We start from the raw sequence: 17,988 nt of genomic DNA, 5'->3' as shown, positions 1-17,988 counted from the left end.
TTTCAAGTTATTGCCCTTTGCGCGCGATCCTGGATACCTCCATGCCCACACCCGCCTATAAACGCGTCCTGCTCAAACTTTCCGGCGAAGCCCTGATGGGCGATGATGCCTTCGGCATCAATCGCGCCACGATCGAACGTATGGTGGCAGACGTGGCCGAGGTGGTGCGTCTGGGCACCCAACTCGCAGTCGTGATCGGCGGCGGCAACATTTTCCGCGGCGTCGCGGGCGGCGCGGCCGGTATGGACCGCGCAACGGCCGATTACATGGGCATGCTGGCCACGATGATGAACGCGCTCGCGCTGCAGGACGCCATGCGTCACGCGGGCATCGAGGCGCGCGTGCAGTCGGCGCTGCGCATGGATCAGGTCGTTGAGCCGTACATCCGCCCCCGCGCGATTCGCCAGCTCGAAGAAGGCAAGGTCGTGATCTTCGCCGCCGGCACGGGCAACCCGTTCTTCACCACCGACACGGCTGCTGCGCTGCGCGGCTCGGAAGTCGGCGCCGAAGTCGTGCTGAAGGCCACCAAGGTCGATGGCGTCTACTCGGCCGATCCGAAGAAGGACCCGACCGCCACGCGCTACTCGACGATCAGCTTCGATGAGGCAATTGGCCGCAACCTGCAGGTGATGGACGCCACCGCGTTCGCGCTGTGCCGCGACCAGAAGCTGCCGATCCGGGTTTTTTCCATCGTCAAGCCGGGTGCGCTCAAGCGCATCGTTCTGGGCGAAGACGAAGGTACGCTCGTCCACGTGTAAACTCTCGTCTCACGAGAGGTTCGAACACGGGCCGCGCCGCCCATCAGCGCGCTGGCGGGCTCGTTCCGTTATGAAGGTTCGGAGGTATCAAAATGGCTGTGGCTGACATCAAAAAGGGCGCCGAGCAGAAAATGCAGCGCTCGATCGACGCGTTCAAGAGCGATCTGGCAAAAATCCGAACGGGCCGCGCCCATACCGGTCTGCTCGACCACATCCAGGTCGACTACTACGGTTCGCCCGTGCCCATCTCGCAGGTCGCGAACCTCACGCTCGTCGACGCGCGCACGATCGGCGTGCAGGCTTGGGAAAAGAAGATGGTGCCGGTCATCGAAAAGGCGATCCGCGAGTCGGATCTCGGCCTGAACCCGGCCACGCACGGCGACCTTATCCGCGTGCCGATGCCCGCGCTCACCGAAGAGCGCCGCAAGGAGCTCACGAAGGTCGTCAAGAACGAAGGTGAAACGGCGAAGGTCGCCGTGCGCAACCTGCGTCGCGACGCCAACGAGCAACTCAAGAAGCTCGTGAAGGACAAGGAAATTTCCGAAGACGACGAGCGCCGTGGCGGCGACGAAGTCCAGAAGCTGACTGACCGCTTCGTGACCGAGATCGACAAGCTCGTCCAGACGAAGGAAGCCGAGATCATGACGGTCTGAGGCCTCAGGCCTTCCAGATTCGCCAGATTTCCGGCGGCTTCCCTTTTTTTATCGCAGTTACAGTCCGACGGCCATGACCTATACCAGCTCAACCGTTCGCGTGCCCGACGTGGCGGCCGTGCCGCGCCACATCGCGATCATCATGGACGGCAATGGCCGTTGGGCGACCCAGCGGCGCCTGCCGCGCGTCGCGGGCCACACGCGCGGCGTCGACGCCGTGCGTTCGGTCGTCGAGTCGTGCGTGGAGCGCGGCGTCGAATACGTGACGCTCTTCGCCTTCAGTTCCGAGAACTGGCGCCGCCCGACCGACGAAGTGTCGTTCCTCATGCGCCTTTTCGTCACCGCGCTCGAGCGCGAGGTGGCGCGCCTGCACGCGAACGGCATCCGCCTGCGCGTGGTCGGCGACCTGTCGATGTTCAATGAGCGCATCCAGGACCTGATTCGCCGCGCGGAAACCAAAACCGCGCGCAACACCCGTCTCACGCTCACGATCGCCGCCAACTACGGCGGCCGCTGGGATATCCTGCAGGCCACGCGCAAGCTGGTCGAGGAAGCCGCGGCCACGGGCCAGGCGGTTCCCGTCACCGAAGACACGCTGTCCCAGCATCTGGCAATGGCCTACGCGCCCGAGCCGGATCTCTTCATCCGCACGGGCGGCGAGCAGCGAGTGAGCAACTTCCTGCTCTGGCAACTCGCCTACGCCGAGTTCTATTTCACCGACACGTTCTGGCCGGATTTCGACGCCGAAGCGCTCAGCCGCGCCATTGCGTCGTATGCCGAGCGCGAGCGCCGCTTCGGCCGCACGAGCGCGCAGGTCGTCGCCCAGAACGCCGATTCCCTTTCATGCTGAAGACCCGCGTCATTACGGCGCTCGTCCTGCTGGCAGTCTTCCTGCCGGTCACGCTGTTCGCGCCGGTGGCGGCGTTCGGCGCGCTGATCGGCGTCGTGGTCGTGTTCGCCGCGTGGGAGTGGGCGCGCCTCCTGAAGGCGGGCGCGACCGGCTCGATCGTCTACGCCGTGATCGCGGCGGCCGCCGTGGCGCTCAGTACGCGCCTGCCGGCGCCCCGGCCGCTCTTTCAGGCGGCGGGCGTGTTCTGGATCATCGCCGGCCCTTACGTGCTGCTGCGCAAGCCGGTGCTCGCGGCGGGCGCCTGGCGCGGCTTCCTGCTGGCCGCCGGGCTCGTCGTTTTCGCGGCCTGCTGGCACGCCCTCGTTGCCGCGCGCACGGCCGGCGTGGCGTTCGTTTTGTCCCTGTTGCTCGTGGTCTGGCTGGCCGATATCGGCGCATACTTTGCAGGTAAGGCATTCGGAAAGCATAAGCTTGCGCTTTCGATCAGCCCCGGCAAGACCTGGGAGGGCGCCGTGGGCGGCTGGGCCGCCGTGATGGTGGTGTCGGGCGCGGCGATCGCGCTGCACGCGTTCGAACCCACGCTGTATTCCGCGCTAGCCGCCCAGATCGGGCTCGGCCGTGCGCTTTTTGTACTTACCGTGCTGGTCGCGTTCAGCGTGATCGGCGATCTGTTCGAGTCGATGCTGAAGCGCCAGGCTGGCGTGAAGGATTCGAGCGGCCTCCTGCCGGGCCACGGCGGAGTCCTCGACCGCATCGACGCGCTGCTGCCCGTGCTGCCGCTTGCCATGTTGCTGCTCGGCTAAAGGGGCTTGGCCAGGACGCTCGGCTAGAGATTTGAATATGCAAAAACGACTCACACTGCTCGGTTCCACGGGCTCGATTGGAGACAGCACGCTCGACGTCGTCGCGCGTCATCCGCAACGCTTCTCGGTCTATGCGCTCACCGCGCATCGCAACGGCGAGAAGCTCGTCGAACAATGCCTGCGCTTCGCCCCCGAGGTGGCCGTGGTCGGCGACGCCGACACCGCCGCACAGGTCGAGCGCAAGCTGCGCGCGGCCGGCTCGAAGACCGTCGTGACCTATGGGCCGCAGGCGCTCGTCGAAGTCTCGAAGAGCGATGGCTGCGGCACCGTGGTCGCGGCCATTGTCGGCGCGGCGGGTCTCGCGCCCACGCTCGCAGCGGCGAAGGCCGGCAAGCAGATCCTGCTCGCCAACAAGGAAGCGCTCGTGATGTCGGGCGACATCTTCATCGATGCCGTGTGCGACAGCGGCGCCGTGCTGCTGCCGCTCGACAGCGAGCACAACGCCGTGTTCCAGTGCTTCCCGCGCGAAAACGCGCAGCGCGAGGGCGTCACGAAGATCATCCTGACCGCTTCGGGCGGCCCGTTCCGCACCCGCGAGCCCTCGACGCTCGTGAACGTGACGCCCGACGAGGCCTGCAAGCACCCGAACTGGTCGATGGGCCGCAAGATCTCGGTCGATTCGGCCACGATGATGAACAAGGGCCTCGAAGTGATCGAGGCGCATTATCTGTTCGACCTGCCGGGCGAGCGCATCGACGTGCTGATCCACCCGCAGAGCGTGATCCACTCGATGGTTTCGTACGCCGACGGTTCGGTGCTCGCGCAACTAGGCAACCCCGACATGCGCACGCCGATCGCGCACGCGCTGGCGTATCCGGATCGTGTCGATTCCGGCGTCGCGCAACTCGATCTCGCGCAAATCGCGACGCTCACGTTCGAAAAGCCCGACTACGCGCGCTTTCCATGTCTCGCACTCGCGATGCAGGCATTGGGCGCCGGCGGCGTGGCGAGCGCGGCGCTCAACGCGGCGAACGAAGTTGCGGTGGAAGCATTTTTGAACCGGCGCATCGGCTTCATGGCCATCGCCCAGACGGTGGATGCCGTACTTAACGCGCTCGAGAACCGCAACGCGTCGAGTCTCGAAGTCGTGCTCGAAGCCGACGCGGCCGCCCGCCGCGCGGCTCACACCATCATCGACAGCCTGCCGGTGCCGGCCTGACAGGTCAGCGAGGGGCTTGCGGAAGGGCCCTGGCGGCCCCTCAGGCACGCGAGCCTGACCTCGGGGCCGCTCCCGCACCGGTGCGCTGCTTCCAGCCCAGGAGGCGCTCATGAACCTGCTTACCGAACTGGTCGCATTCGTCGTGGCGATCGGCGTGCTGGTCGTCGTGCACGAATACGGGCACTACAGCGTCGCGCGCCTGTGCGGCGTGAAGGTCCTGCGTTTCTCGATCGGCTTTGGCCGGCCGCTCGTGCAGTGGGTCAGCAAGACGAGCGGCACCGAGTGGACCATCGCGGCGCTGCCGCTCGGCGGTTACGTGAAGATGCTCGACGAACGCGAGTCGCCCGAGCAGATTCCCGCGAGCGATTTGCCGCACGCGTTCAACCGCCAGTCGGTCGGCAAGCGCATCGCGATCGTCGCGGCGGGGCCGATCGCCAATTTCGTGCTGGCCGTCGTGCTCTTTTCCGTGGTGTACGCGAGCGGGGTGACCGAGCAGAAGGCCATTGTCGCAGCGCCGCCCGCGCAATCGGCGGCAGCTCGTGCCGGCTTCCAGGGCGGCGAAATGATTCTTTCGGTGAGCGATGCAAACGGCAGCCGCACCGAGCCCGTGCGTTCGTGGTCTGACCTGCGCTGGAAACTGCTTGCCACGGCGTTCGACCAGGGCCGTGTCGTCCTTGCCGCGCGCGATGGCGAAGGCACCTACGATTTCCCGCTCGATCTCTCGCAACTGACCAGCAAGGATCTCGACGACGACTTCCTGGCGAAGCTCGGCCTCGAGGCGGGCGGCAACACGCTCAAGGTGGCGGCCGTGGAGGCGGGTAGTGCGGCGCAACATGCCGGGCTGCAAGCGGGCGATCAACTGCGCGCCGTCGACGGCCGGCCCGTGGACAGCGCAAGCACTTTCATCGCGTACGTGAAGGCGCGTGCGGGCAAGCCTGTGCGGCTCACGGTCGCGCGCGGCGACGCTGCCCCGCACGCGCAGCAAACGCTCGCGCTCATGGTCACGCCCGCGCTGCAACGCGACGCGCAAACGGGCGAAGAAGTGGGTCGAATCGGTGCGGCGCTCTCGGCGCAGGCGCCTTCCGTGGACGTGCGCTATGGGCCGCTCGAGAGCGTGCGGCTCGGTGCGTATCGCACTTGGGACATCGCCGTGTATTCGCTGCGGATGTTCGGCCGCATGATCACGGGCGAAGCATCGCTGAAGAATCTGTCGGGCCCGGTGACGATTGCCGACTATGCCGGCAAGAGCGCGAGACTCGGTCCTTCAGCGTTCCTGTCGTTCCTCGCGCTCGTGAGCATCAGCCTCGGCGTATTGAATCTGCTCCCAATTCCGGTATTGGACGGGGGGCATCTGTTATATTATGCGGTTGAAGCCGTAACGGGCAAAGCCGTCTCGGACCGCTGGCAGCTCGTACTGCAGCGCGCGGGACTTGCCTGCATCGTCGCACTGTCGGCGATCGCGTTGTTCAACGATCTGGCTCGGTTAATCCATTTTTAAAGATGTCTGGCGGCGTCCGTGGGCGTGCCGCCTGACCTGATGCAGCTATACATAATTGGGGAAGCACGTTGTTTAGACCTCATCGCTTGGTTCCAAAAACGGTTGCGGCCGCGGCGATCGCCGCACATGGACTCGTTGCCCACGCAGCAACGACGCCTTTCGTGGTTCAGGACATCCGCATCGAAGGGCTGCAACGCGTCGAGCCGGGCACGGTGTTCGCCTACCTGCCGATCAAGCAGGGCGACACGTTCACCGACGACAAGGCGTCCGAGGCCATCCGCGCACTCTATGCGACGGGCTTCTTCAACGACGTGAAGATCGCCACCGAAGGCGGCGTCGTGGTGGTGCAGGTGCAGGAGCGCCCGGCCATCGGCACGATCGACTTCGCGGGCATCAAGGAATTCGACAAGGACAACCTCACGAAGGCGCTGCGCGCGGTCGGCCTCTCGCAAGGCCGCTACTACGACAAGGCGCTCGTCGACAAGGCCGAGCAGGAGCTCAAGCGCCAGTACCTCACGCGCGGCTTCTACGCCGCCGAGGTCACGACCACGGTTACGCCGATCGACCGCAATCGCGTCGGTCTGCTGTTTTCGGTCGTTGAAGGTCCGAGCGCGAAGATCCGCCAGATCAACTTCATCGGCAACAAGACGTACAGCAGCGGCACGCTCCTTGCGGAGATGCAGCTGTCCACGCCGAACTGGTTCTCGTGGTACACGAAGAACGACCTCTACTCGAAGGAAAAGCTCACGGGCGACCTCGAGAACGTGCGCTCGTACTACCTGAACCACGGCTACCTCGAGTTCAACATCGACTCAACGCAGGTCTCGATCTCGCCCGACAAGAAGGACATGTACCTCACCATCGGCATTCACGAAGGTGAGCCGTACAAGGTATCGGGCATCCAGCTGTCGGGCAACCTGCTCGACCGCGAGGCCGAGCTCAAGAAACTCATCAAGATCAAGCCGGGCGATACCTTCTCGGCCGAAAAGCTGCAGGCAACGACCAAGGCCATCGTCGACAAGCTCGGCGAGTACGGTTACGCGTTCGCGACCGTCAACGCGCTGCCGCAGATCGATCAGGCGAATCACACGGTCAACCTCACGCTGCAGGTCGATCCGAGCCGCCGTGTGTACGTGCGCCGCATCAACGTGGTGGGCAACACGCGTACCCGCGACGAAGTCGTGCGCCGCGAAATGCGCCAGCTCGAAAGCTCGTGGTTCGATTCGAACCGCCTCGCGCTCTCGAAGGACCGCATCAACCGTCTGGGCTACTTCACCGACGTCGACGTGACCACGGTGCCCGTGGAAGGCACGGCCGACCAGGTGGACGTGAACGTGAAGGTCGCCGAAAAGCCGACCGGCGCGATCACGCTGGGTGCGGGCTTCTCGTCCACGGACAAGGTGGTGCTGTCGGCGGGCGTGTCGCAGGACAACGTGTTCGGTTCGGGCACCTCGCTCTCGCTGAACGTGAACACCGCGAAGACGTACCGCACGCTGGCACTCACGCAGGTGGACCCGTACTTCACGGTGGACGGCATCAAGCGCATTACCGACGTCTACTACCGCACGTACCAGCCGCTGTACTACTCGACCGATTCGAGCTTCCGCATCATCACGATGGGCGGCGACCTCAAGTTCGGCATCCCGTTCTCGGAAGTCGACACGGTCTACTTCGGCGCGGGCTTCGAGCAGGACACGCTCGACGTCGACTCGAACACGCCGCAGAGCTATATCGACTACGTGAACCAGTTTGGCCGCGTGTCGAACAATGTGCCGCTCACGGTGGGCTGGTCGCGCGACGCGCGTGACAGCGCGCTCGTGCCGAGCAAGGGCTACTTCACGCAGGCGAATGCCGAGTACGGCACGCCGGTTGGCGGCACGCAATACTACAAGGCCGACATCCAGGCGCAGTACTACTACTCGTTCGCGCGTGGCTTCGTGCTGGGCTTGAACTTCCAGGGCGGCTACGGTAATGGCCTCAGCGGCAAGCCGTACCCGATCTTCAAGAACTACTACGCCGGTGGTATCGGTTCGGTGCGTGGCTACGAGCCGAGTTCGCTGGGTCCGCGCGACAAGACGACGAACGACCCGATCGGCGGTTCGAAGATGCTGGTCGGCAACATCGAGTTGACCTTCCCGCTGCCGGGCACGGGCTATGACCGGACGCTGCGCGTCTTCACGTTCGTCGATGGTGGTAACGTCTGGGGCACGGAAGGCAACAGTATTGGCGCCAATGGCTTGCGTTACAGCTACGGCTTCGGTCTCGCGTGGATTTCGCCGATCGGTCCGCTCAAGCTGAGCCTGGGCTTCCCGGTTACCAAGCACGAAGGCGACCAGTACCAGAAGTTCCAGTTCCAGATCGGGACGGCATTCTGACGTATGTTTTGCCCGGCGTTCGTTGCGCGCGCAGCGCGCGGCGCCGGAATCCAGGAAACGAGAGGATGACTTTGCTAACGGGTATGTTTTCCAGACGGACGATCGGGGCGATGACCGTGTCGCTGGCGCTCCTCGGTTTTGGCATGGGCGTGGCGCAGGCGCAGGAAGCCAGGATCGCGGCGGTGAACTCCGATCGCATCCTGCGCGAATCCGTTCCCGCGAAGGCCGCGCAGACCAAGCTCGAAGCCGAGTTCGCCAAGCGCGACAAGGATCTGCAGGACATGGCGCAGCGCCTGAAGTCGATGTCCGATTCGCTCGACAAGAACGGCCCGTCGATGTCGCCGACCGATCGCGCATCGAAGCAGCGCGACCTGTCTGCGCTCGACAGCGACTTTCAGCGCAAGCAACGCGAATTCCGCGAAGACCTGAACCAGCGCCGCAATGAGGAACTGGCCGCGGTGCTCGACCGGGCGAACAAGGTGATCAAGCAGATCGCCGAGCAGCAGCATTACGACCTGATCGTGCAGGAAGCGGTGTACGTGAGCCCGCGCATCGACATTACCGACCAGGTGCTGAAGGCACTCGCAGCGAATAGCACGGGCGGCAGTAGCAGCAACTAAGGCAACGAAAAGCAACTAAGGCAGGAGCAGCACGCGCATGGCATTTACGCTTGAGGACATCGTCGGGCGGTTCGGCGGCGAGGTGGTGGGCGATGCGACGCAACGCGTCAGTTCGCTGGCGCCGCTCGACCAGGCCGGTCCGCAACAGCTCGCGTTCCTCGCCAATCCGAAGTATCTCGCGCAGGTCGAGACGACCGGCGCGGGCGCGGTGCTCATCAGCCCGGGCGACCTCGAGAAGCTCGCATCGCGCGAAGGACGCAACTTCATCGTCACACCGAATCCGTATGCTTACTTCGCGCGTGTCGCGCAGGCGTATATCGACCTCGCCGCGCCGAAGGCGCAGCCGGGCATCCACGCCAGCGCCCACGTCGACGCGAAGGCGCAGATTGCCGCGAGCGCGGTGATCGGCCCGAACGTCACGGTCGAAGCAGGCGCGGTGATCGGGGAAAACGTGCGGCTCGACGCGAACGTCTTCATCGGCCGCGGCACGCAGGTGGGCGAGGGCTCGCACCTGTATCCGGGCGTGACCGTCTATCACAGCTGCAAGCTTGGCGCGCGCGCCATCGTGCATGCCGGCGCCGTGATCGGCTCGGACGGCTTTGGTTTCGCCCCCGATTTCACGGGTGAGGGCGACGCGCGCACGGGTAGCTGGGTCAAGATTCCGCAGGTGGGCGGCGTGGCCATCGGGCCGGACGTCGAGATCGGCGCGAACACCACGATCGACCGCGGCGCGATGGCCGATACGATCATCGAAGACTGCGTGAAGATCGACAACCTCGTGCAGATCGGCCACAACTGCAAGATCGGCGCGTACACGGTCATCGCGGGCTGCGCTGGCATTGCGGGCAGCACGACGATCGGACGCCATTGCATGATCGGCGGTGCAGTGGGCATCGCGGGGCACGTCACGCTGGGCGACTACGTGATCGTCACGGCGAAGTCGGGTGTCTCGAAGTCGTTGCCGAAGGCTGGCATCTACACGAGCGCTTTCCCCGCGGTCGATCACGCCGACTGGAACAAGAGCGCCGCGCTGTTGCGTAACATCGACAAGCTGCGCGACCGTATCAAGGCGCTCGAGGCGGCGGTCGCCCAGAAGCCGCCGGGCGAATAAGAAAGCAGTATCGAGGTAGCGGGCGGCGTGTCGCGGGAGCGGCGCGCCGCTTTGCGTCGCGGACGAGCAAAGCTCCCCGCCGGGGCTACCCGCCCGGGGCTACCCGCCCGGGGCAATACGCATGCACGGGAGCCCGGGCGTGGCGCATACTTCGCGTCAGCGCGGGCGTGTTTGGTCAGACGCCTCGAATATCGAAATCGAAAGTCACACGCGCAATTCCTGCGTGAGCAGAACCACCATGAACATCGAAAAACTCAACTTCGACATCCACAAGATTCTCACGCTGCTGCCGCACCGCTATCCGTTCCTGATGGTGGACCGGGTCATCGAGCTGGAGCCGCACAAGAGCATCAAGGCGTTGAAGAACGTGACGGTCAACGAGCCCTTTTTCACGGGACACTTCCCGCAGCGTCCGGTCATGCCCGGCGTGATGATTCTCGAGGCGCTGGCGCAAACCGCCGCGCTGCTCACGTTCTCGGAGGAAGAGCAGGACTTCGAGAATACGCTGTACTACTTCGTGGGCATCGACGGGGCGCGCTTCAAGCGCGTGGTCGAGCCGGGTGACCAGCTCATCCTCAACGTGACGTTCGAGCGCTACATGCGCGGCATCTGGAAGTTCAAGGCGGTGGCCGAAGTGGAAGGCTCTGTGGCCTGCGAGGCGGAACTCATGTGCACCGTCAAGAAAATGGACGCGGCGCAATAAGAAGCGCCGCCGCATGCCGCAGCGCGCCTTGACCTCGAGGCGCCGGCGCACGGAAACAGAATCGGAGAGCGAGGACGAATGAGCAGGATCCATCCCACTGCGGTCGTCGAGTCGGGCGCGCAGATCGACGAGTCGGTCGAAATCGGGCCGTTCGCGGTCATCGGTGCGAACGTCACCATCGGTGCGCGCACGAAGGTCGGTTCGCATAGCGTGCTCGAAGGCCACACGACGATTGGCGAAGACAACACGATCGGCCACTACGCGTCGATCGGCGGCCGTCCGCAGGACATGAAGTACAAGGGCGAGCCCACGAAGCTCGTGATTGGCAGCCGCAACACCATCCGCGAGTTCACGACGCTGCATACGGGCACGGTGCAGGACACCGGCGTCACGATCATCGGCGACGACAACTGGATCATGGCCTACGTGCACGTGGGCCACGACTGCCGTCTGGGCGACAACGTCATCATGTCGAGCAACGCGCAGCTCGCGGGCCACGTGTTCGTCGAAGACCACGCGATCGTCGGTGGCATGACCGGCGTGCACCAGTTCGTGCGCATCGGCGCGCATTCGATGGTCGGCGGCGCCTCGGCGCTCGTGCAGGACGTGCCGCCGTTCGTGATCGCCGCCGGCAACAAGGCGGTGCCGCACGGCATCAACGTCGAAGGTCTGCGCCGTCGCGGCTTTTCGGCTGACGCGATTTCCGCGCTGCGCTCGGCGTATCGCACGCTCTACAAGAACGGGCTCTCGCTCGAAGAGGCGAAGGTGCAGCTCGCCGACCTCGCGCAGGCGGGCGGCGACGGCGACGTGCACGTGAAGGCGCTGCTCGACTTCGTCGAGCAGTCGCAACGCGGCATCATTCGCTGATCGATGGCGCTGCAAACGCGTCCGCTGCGCCTTGCGATGGTCGCCGGCGAGCCGTCCGGCGACCTGCTTGCGTCGTCACTGCTCGCGGGTCTCAAAGCCCGCTTGCCCGACACTACGCAGTACTACGGAATCGGTGGTCCGCGCATGATGGCCGCTGGCTTCGACGCGCACTGGCCGATGGAAAAGCTCTCGGTGCGCGGCTACGTCGAGGCGTTGCGGCACATCCCCGAGATTCTGCGCATCCGCAACGAGCTCAAGCATCAGCTGCTGGCCGAACCGCCGGACGCGTTCATCGGCGTGGACGCGCCTGACTTCAACTTCGGCCTCGAGCACGCGCTGCGCGATGCGGGCATTCCGACGATCCACTTCGTCTGCCCGTCGATCTGGGCGTGGCGTGGCGGGCGTATCAAGAAGATCCAGAAGGCCGTGGATCACATGCTTTGCGTGTTTCCGTTCGAAACGGCGCTCCTCGAGAAGTCCGGGGTGGCGGCATCGTACGTGGGTCATCCGCTCGCCGACGAGATTCCGCTCGAACCGGACCTGACCGGCGCGCGCCGCACGCTGGGCATGCCGGAAAGCGGCCCGGTGATCGCGGTGCTGCCGGGCAGCCGCCGCTCGGAAATCAACCTGATCGGCCCGACCTTCTTCGACGCGATGCAGATCATGCAGCGTCGCGAGCCGGCGCTGCGCTTCGTGATGCCGGCGGCAACACCGGCTATCCACGCGCAACTGCGGGAACTCGCGAACGCGCATCAGGGCCTCGCGCTCACGATCATCGACGGCCAGTCGCAACTCGCCATGACGGCCGCCGACGCGATCCTCGTGAAGAGCGGCACGGTCACGCTCGAAGCGGCGCTGCTCAAGAAGCCGATGGTCATCTCCTACAAGGTGCCCTGGCTCACGGGGCAGATCATGCGCCGCCAGGCTTATCTGCCTTACGTGGGCCTGCCGAACATTCTCGCGGGCCGCTTCGTCGTGCCGGAAATCCTGCAGCATTTCGCCACGCCAGAGGCGCTTGCCGACGCGACGCTCACGCAGTTGCAGGACGAGGCAAACCGGCGCACGCTGACCGAGGTGTTCACGCAGATGCATCTGACCCTGCGCCAGAACACCGCGGAGCGCGCGGCCGAGGTGGTCGCGCGCATCGTCGAAGGCCGAAAGGGGCGCGCATGAGCGAGGACACGATCAAGCGCACGACCAGGCGTACGACAGCGCCGGCGGTGAAAAAGCCGCCGTCGCAGGCGGCGCTGAAGCTCGCCGCGCGTCGCAAGGCGGCGCGGCAGGCCGGACTGCTGTTCGAATCGCCGGACGACGTGATCTGCGGCGTGGATGAGGCCGGCCGCGGGCCGCTCGCCGGGCCGGTGGTCGCAGCGGCCGTGATTCTCGATCCGGCCCGGCCGATTCGCGGGCTCAACGATTCGAAGATGCTGACGGCGCAGGCGCGCGAAACGCTCTACGAGCGCATCGTCGAACGCTCGCTCGCGTGGTGCGTCGCGTCGGCGAGCGTCGAGGAAATCGACACGCTCAACATCCTGCACGCGACGATGCTGGCGATGCGGCGTGCAGTCGAAGGCTTGAGCATCGTGCCGACGCTCGCGAAGATAGACGGCAATCGCTGCCCGGTGATGCCGGTGCGCGGCGAGGCGGTGATCGGCGGCGACGCGCTGGTGCCGAGCATTTCGGCGGCGTCGATCATCGCCAAGGTCACGCGCGACCGCATGCTGGTCGATCTGCACCAAGTCCACCCGCACTACGGTTTCGACGCCCATGCAGGCTACGGCACGCCGCAGCACCTCGAAGCGTTGCGCGTGCATGGTCCGTGCGAGCATCACCGGCGCTCGTTCGCGCCCGTGCGCGAGGCCTATGCGCTACACGGCATCGTCCTGACCGGTGCTTTGACGGTGGTCAGCGACGCCGCCGGCCTCGAAGCAGACGACGCCTTCGCGCCGCTGCCTTGAGCCGCCGCTGACGGCGTCTCGCGCGAGCCGGCGCCGTTTCGCGTAGTGCCGGCGCCGCCGTTTTTCTATCTCCCTATCCTCATTTGACACGCCAGAGCCGCCCGTGAAAGCCATTACCTCGCGCGACAATCCGCTCTACAAGCGCCTGAAGGCGCTCGCCGGCTCGACGCATCAACAGCGGCGCAGTCATCAGGCCCTGCTCGAAGGCTTCCATCTCGCGAGCGCGTGGCTCGGCGGCGGCACGCAGCCCGAATACTGCGTCGTGACCGAAGGCGCGCTCGCGCATGAAGAAGCGCAGGCGATCGTCGCCCGCGTGGACGAGCGCCGCGTGATCACACTGCCCGATGCACTCTTCGGGCAGCTCTCGAACGTCGTGCACGGCGTGGGGCTGCTGCTGCTCGTCGATATGCCTGAAGCGCAGTTGCCCGAGCGTGTCGGCTCGACTTGCCTCGTGCTCGACGGACTGCAGGACGCCGGCAACGTCGGCTCGATCCTGCGCAGCGCGGCGGCGGCGGGCATCGACAAGGTGTTCTGCACGCCGGGCACGGCCTATGTGTGGTCGTCGAAGGTGCTGCGCTCGGCGATGGGTGCGCATTTCCTCTTGCAGGTCTACGAGAACGTGGAGGCCGAAGCGCTCGTCGGGATGCTCGGCGTGCCGGTCGTCATCACCGATTCGCATGGCGCGCAGGCGATCGACGAGGCCGATCTCACGGGTCAGGTCGCGTGGGTGTTCGGCAACGAAGGGGCGGGCGTCTCGCAGGTATGGCGCGACGCGGCCGCGCTGCGCGTGACGATTCCGCAGCCGGGCGGCATGGAGTCGCTCAACGTCGCGGCAGCGGCGGCCGTGTGCGTGTTCGAGCAATGCCGGCAGCAGCGGCACCTACGTTGACGTTCGCCCCCACGAACGAAAAAGCCCGCGTGATGCGGGCTTTTTCGTTTCAGGCGCGCCGTTTCAATACGACGGCTTGTCGATGCGGATTTCCTGCAGGATCGTGGTGGCGATTTCCTCGATCGACTTGTGCGTCGACGAGAGCCACTTGATGCCTTCGCGCCGCATCATCGCTTCGGCTTCGTTGACCTCGTAGCGGCAATTTTCCAGCGCGGCGTACTTGCTGCCTGGGCGCCGCTCGTTGCGGATCTCGGTCAGGCGCTGTGGATCGATCGAGAGGCCGAATATCTTCGTGCGATGCGACAGCAACGCGTTCGGCAGCTTGCCGCGCTCGAAATCGTCCGGGATGAGCGGGTAGTTCGCGGCCTTCACACCGTACTGCATCGCGAGATACAGGCTCGTCGGCGTCTTGCCGCTGCGCGACACGCCCACGAGGATCACGTCGGCGTCGGCGAGATTGCGGTCGGACTGGCCGTCGTCGTGCGCGAGCGAGAAGTTGATCGCCTCGATACGGTTCTTGTATTCGTCGGTGTCGGCGTTCTGGTGGCCGCGGCCCATGGCGTGGCTCGACTTGAGCTCCAGTTCCTGCTCGAGCGGCTCCACGAAGGTCTGGAACATGTCCATCACGAGCGCATTCGCGCGCTTGACGATCTCGTTCGAGTTGCTGTCCACGAGCGTGGTGAACACGATGGGGCGGCGCCCTTCCTGCACGGCGGCTTCGTTGATCTTCTCGGCGGTCGAGTAGGCCTTTTCGGACGAATCGACGAAGGGCACGCGCACGAGGCGGAATTTCTGGTCGAACTGCGACAGGATCGAATGCGCGAAAGTTTCGGCAGTGATCCCGGTACCGTCGGAGACGATGAATACGGTAGGCGGCATCGGTTGAGGCTGGGTACGTGAGCTGCAGGGCCGCTCGGGACAGGCTTGGGCGCCCGGAAAGCCCCGTCCGGCGGGACCGAGGGGCAATTCTCGCCGCCTGGCACAAATTCCAGAGTCGGCACGGTAGAATAACGGCAACCTGTTGGATAAGCAATTGCAGTGCAACCGCGCCAAACAGCCGCCTATCGCGGTGCATTCTGGTGTCAATTTGCAGCGATTCCATCTAACTCCATGGATTCGCGCGCATCTTCGTGCTTTTCCATTGAATGGAAATTCGTTCGCGCCCCGTGAGCGATTGCTTCTCCAACAGGTTGCGCAAGACGCGAATCCGCTTCCAATGGCGGACCGCGTTCGAGCCCACTTGCGCAATCGTGAATTTTTTTCACACTTAGGGGCTTGTATGACTAACACCGTTGCCAAGGATCAGGCGTATGTAGTGCCTTTCGAGCAGTTGCGGATGACCGATGTCGAGATCGTGGGCGGCAAGAACGCCTCGCTCGGCGAGATGATCAGCCAGTTGGCTGAGGCAGGCGTGCGGGTGCCCACGGGCTTCGCGACGACCGCGCTCGCCTTCCGCGACTTCCTGAAACATAACAACCTGACCGAACGGATCGCCGCTCGTCTGGAGACGTTCGACGTCGACGACGTGAAGGCGCTGGCCGAAGCGGGCAAGGAGATCCGTCAATGGATCATCGATGCGCCGCTGCAGCCGAAACTCGAAGCGGAAATCCGCGCCGGTTTCGAGACGCTGCAGAACGGTTCGCCGTCTGAGCTCTCGTTCGCCGTGCGTTCGTCGGCAACGGCGGAAGACTTGCCCGACGCGTCGTTTGCCGGTCAGCAGGAAAGCTACCTCAACGTGGTGGGCATCGAAGACGTGCTCGATCGCCTCAAGCACGTGTTCGCGTCGCTCTACAACGACCGCGCCATTTCCTATCGCGTCCACAAGGGCTTTACCCACGCCGAAGTCGCGCTGTCGGCTGGCGTGCAGCGCATGGTCCGTTCGGACCGCGGCGCCGCAGGCGTGATGTTCACGCTGGACACGGAATCGGGCTTCAAGGACGCCGTCTTCATTACGTCGAGCTACGGCCTTGGCGAAACGGTCGTGCAGGGCGCCGTGAATCCGGACGAGTTCTACGTCTTCAAGACCACGCTCGCTCAAGGCAAGGCGCCGATCATCCGCCGCTCGATCGGCTCGAAGCTCATCAAGATGGAATTCACGCAGCCGGGCGAGCCGGGCCGCGTGAAGACGGTCGACGTCTCGCACGAACAGCGCAACCGCTTCTCGATCACCGACGAAGACGTGATCGAGCTGGCCAGGTACGCCGTCATCATCGAGAAGCATTACCAGCGCCCGATGGACATCGAGTGGGGCAAGGACGGCCTCGACGGCAAGATCTTCATTCTCCAGGCGCGTCCTGAGACCGTGAAGAGCCAGGCCGCCGGCAAGGTCGAGCAGCGCTTCAAGCTCAAGGGCCAGTCGCAGGTGCTCGCAACGGGCCGCGCGATCGGCCAGAAGATCGGCGCGGGCCGCGTGAAGGTGATTCACGATCCGTCCGAAATGGAACGCGTGCAGCCGGGCGACGTGCTCGTCGCCGACATGACCGACCCGAACTGGGAGCCGGTGATGAAGCGCGCTTCGGCGATCGTCACGAACCGTGGCGGCCGTACCTGCCACGCGGCGATCATCGCGCGTGAGCTGGGCGTGCCGGCCGTGGTGGGCTGCGGCGACGCGACCGACGTGCTGAAGGACGGCGCGCTCGTGACGGTTTCGTGCGCGGAAGGCGACGAAGGCCGCATCTACGACGGTCTGCTGGAAACCGAAGTCAGCGAAGTGCAGCGTGGCGATCTGCCGGCCATTCCGGTCAAGATCATGATGAACGTGGGCAATCCGCAGCTCGCGTTCGACTTCTCGCAACTGCCGAATGCGGGTGTTGGCCTCGCGCGTCTCGAGTTCATCATCAACAACAACATCGGCGTGCACCCGAAGGCGATTCTCGAGTACCCGAATGTCGACGCGGACCTGAAGAAGGCCGTGGAAAGCGTGGCACGCGGCCACGCCTCGCCGCGCGCGTTCTACGTCGACAAGCTCACGGAAGGCATCGCCACGATCGCGGCGGCGTTCTATCCGAAGCCCGTGATCGTGCGTCTGTCGGACTTCAAGTCGAACGAGTACAAGAAGCTGATCGGCGGTTCGCGCTACGAGCCGGACGAAGAAAACCCGATGCTGGGTTTCCGCGGCGCGTCGCGTTACATCGCCGAGGACTTCGCGCAGGCGTTCGAAATGGAGTGCCTGGCGCTCAAGCGGGTGCGTGAAGAAATGGGTCTCGCGAACGTCGAGATCATGGTGCCGTTCGTGCGTACGCTCAAGCAGGCGGAGCGCGTGGTCGGCCTGCTCGAGAAGTTCGGCCTGAAGCGCGGCGTGAACGACCTCAAGCTGATCATGATGTGCGAAGTGCCGTCGAACGCCATTCTCGCCGAAGAGTTCCTGCAGTACTTCGACGGCTTCTCGATCGGCTCGAACGACCTCACGCAGCTCACGCTCGGCCTCGACCGGGACTCGGGCATGGAACTGCTGGCCGTCGACTTCGACGAGCGCGATCCGGCTGTCAAGTTCATGCTCAAGCGCGCGATCGAAACCTGCCGCCGTCTGAACAAGTATGTCGGCATCTGCGGTCAGGGCCCCTCCGACCACCCGGACTTCGCACAGTGGCTCGCGGAAGAGGGCATCGCTTCGATCTCGCTGAACCCGGATTCGGTTGTCGAGACGTGGCAGCAGCTGGCGAAGTCGCAGTCGAAGTAAGCGCG

General features: G+C 64.8%; 16 protein-coding genes. 15 read left to right on the top strand and 1 reads right to left on the bottom strand.

Annotated features, from left to right (window positions below; genetic code table 11):
- Nucleotides 1–41: 41 nt before the first annotated feature.
- From pyrH to M3A49_RS02560, 14 genes are all read left to right on the top strand, one after another.
- Nucleotides 42–758 carry a UMP kinase gene (gene pyrH, locus M3A49_RS02625; protein WP_028204061.1) on the top strand — a complete coding sequence of 239 codons (717 nt, stop codon included), beginning with the start codon at nt 42–44 and terminating at the stop codon, nt 756–758.
- A gap of 92 nt (nt 759–850) precedes the next feature.
- Nucleotides 851–1,411 (top strand): ribosome recycling factor, encoded by a 561-nt coding sequence (frr, locus tag M3A49_RS02620; protein ID WP_028204060.1) that lies wholly within the window; start codon nt 851–853, stop codon nt 1,409–1,411.
- Nucleotides 1,412–1,484: 73 nt separating this feature from the next.
- Entirely contained in the window at nt 1,485–2,261 is a 777-nt protein-coding gene (locus tag M3A49_RS02615; protein ID WP_028204059.1) for an isoprenyl transferase, read from the top strand.
- A complete protein-coding gene (locus M3A49_RS02610) occupies nt 2,255–3,064 on the top strand; it encodes a phosphatidate cytidylyltransferase (RefSeq protein WP_028204058.1) in 810 nt (269 codons plus the stop codon). Before M3A49_RS02615 ends, M3A49_RS02610 begins: the two co-directional genes overlap by 7 nt.
- A gap of 37 nt (nt 3,065–3,101) precedes the next feature.
- Nucleotides 3,102–4,283 (top strand): 1-deoxy-D-xylulose-5-phosphate reductoisomerase, encoded by a 1,182-nt coding sequence (locus M3A49_RS02605; RefSeq protein ID WP_266227379.1) that lies wholly within the window; start codon nt 3,102–3,104, stop codon nt 4,281–4,283.
- 109 nt (nt 4,284–4,392) lie between these two features.
- Nucleotides 4,393–5,781 (top strand): RIP metalloprotease RseP, encoded by a 1,389-nt coding sequence (gene rseP, locus M3A49_RS02600; protein ID WP_266227378.1) that lies wholly within the window; start codon nt 4,393–4,395, stop codon nt 5,779–5,781.
- 68 nt (nt 5,782–5,849) lie between these two features.
- Nucleotides 5,850–8,156 carry an outer membrane protein assembly factor BamA gene (bamA, locus tag M3A49_RS02595; RefSeq protein ID WP_028204055.1) on the top strand — a complete coding sequence of 769 codons (2,307 nt, stop codon included), beginning with the start codon at nt 5,850–5,852 and terminating at the stop codon, nt 8,154–8,156.
- A 71-nt stretch (nt 8,157–8,227) separates the two neighbouring features.
- Entirely contained in the window at nt 8,228–8,776 is a 549-nt protein-coding gene (locus M3A49_RS02590) for an OmpH family outer membrane protein (RefSeq protein WP_266227521.1), read from the top strand.
- Nucleotides 8,777–8,813: 37 nt separating this feature from the next.
- The gene (gene lpxD / locus M3A49_RS02585; protein ID WP_266227377.1) at nt 8,814–9,887 is read left to right on the top strand and encodes a UDP-3-O-(3-hydroxymyristoyl)glucosamine N-acyltransferase; all 1,074 of its coding nucleotides are present in this window, start codon (nt 8,814–8,816) and stop codon (nt 9,885–9,887) included.
- Nucleotides 9,888–10,125: 238 nt separating this feature from the next.
- The gene (fabZ, locus tag M3A49_RS02580; protein ID WP_028204052.1) at nt 10,126–10,590 is read left to right on the top strand and encodes a 3-hydroxyacyl-ACP dehydratase FabZ; all 465 of its coding nucleotides are present in this window, start codon (nt 10,126–10,128) and stop codon (nt 10,588–10,590) included.
- A 78-nt stretch (nt 10,591–10,668) separates the two neighbouring features.
- Complete coding sequence (lpxA, locus tag M3A49_RS02575) at nt 10,669–11,457, top strand: acyl-ACP--UDP-N-acetylglucosamine O-acyltransferase (RefSeq protein WP_266227376.1); 789 nt, start codon at nt 10,669–10,671, stop codon at nt 11,455–11,457.
- A 3-nt stretch (nt 11,458–11,460) separates the two neighbouring features.
- Complete coding sequence (gene lpxB, locus M3A49_RS02570) at nt 11,461–12,630, top strand: lipid-A-disaccharide synthase (RefSeq protein ID WP_266227375.1); 1,170 nt, start codon at nt 11,461–11,463, stop codon at nt 12,628–12,630.
- Entirely contained in the window at nt 12,627–13,415 is a 789-nt protein-coding gene (gene rnhB, locus M3A49_RS02565; protein ID WP_254352753.1) for a ribonuclease HII, read from the top strand. Before lpxB ends, rnhB begins: the two co-directional genes overlap by 4 nt.
- 103 nt (nt 13,416–13,518) lie before the next feature.
- A complete protein-coding gene (locus tag M3A49_RS02560; RefSeq protein ID WP_266227374.1) occupies nt 13,519–14,304 on the top strand; it encodes a TrmH family RNA methyltransferase in 786 nt (261 codons plus the stop codon).
- 63 nt (nt 14,305–14,367) lie between these two features.
- Here M3A49_RS02560 and M3A49_RS02555 read toward each other — a convergent pair whose 3' ends face one another.
- On the bottom strand, nt 14,368–15,183 hold the full coding sequence (locus M3A49_RS02555) for a pyruvate, water dikinase regulatory protein (protein WP_028204047.1): 816 nt from the start codon (nt 15,181–15,183) through the stop codon (nt 14,368–14,370).
- 400 nt (nt 15,184–15,583) lie between these two features.
- Between M3A49_RS02555 and ppsA the strand changes: the two genes are divergently transcribed.
- The gene (gene ppsA, locus M3A49_RS02550) at nt 15,584–17,983 is read left to right on the top strand and encodes a phosphoenolpyruvate synthase (RefSeq protein WP_266227373.1); all 2,400 of its coding nucleotides are present in this window, start codon (nt 15,584–15,586) and stop codon (nt 17,981–17,983) included.
- Nucleotides 17,984–17,988 lie beyond the last annotated feature (5 nt).

The sequence above is a fragment of the Paraburkholderia sp. CNPSo 3076 genome (genome assembly GCF_026343935.1).
Lineage (GTDB): Bacteria > Pseudomonadota > Gammaproteobacteria > Burkholderiales > Burkholderiaceae > Paraburkholderia > Paraburkholderia nodosa.
This window is presented reverse-complemented; position numbering and strand designations above follow the sequence as displayed.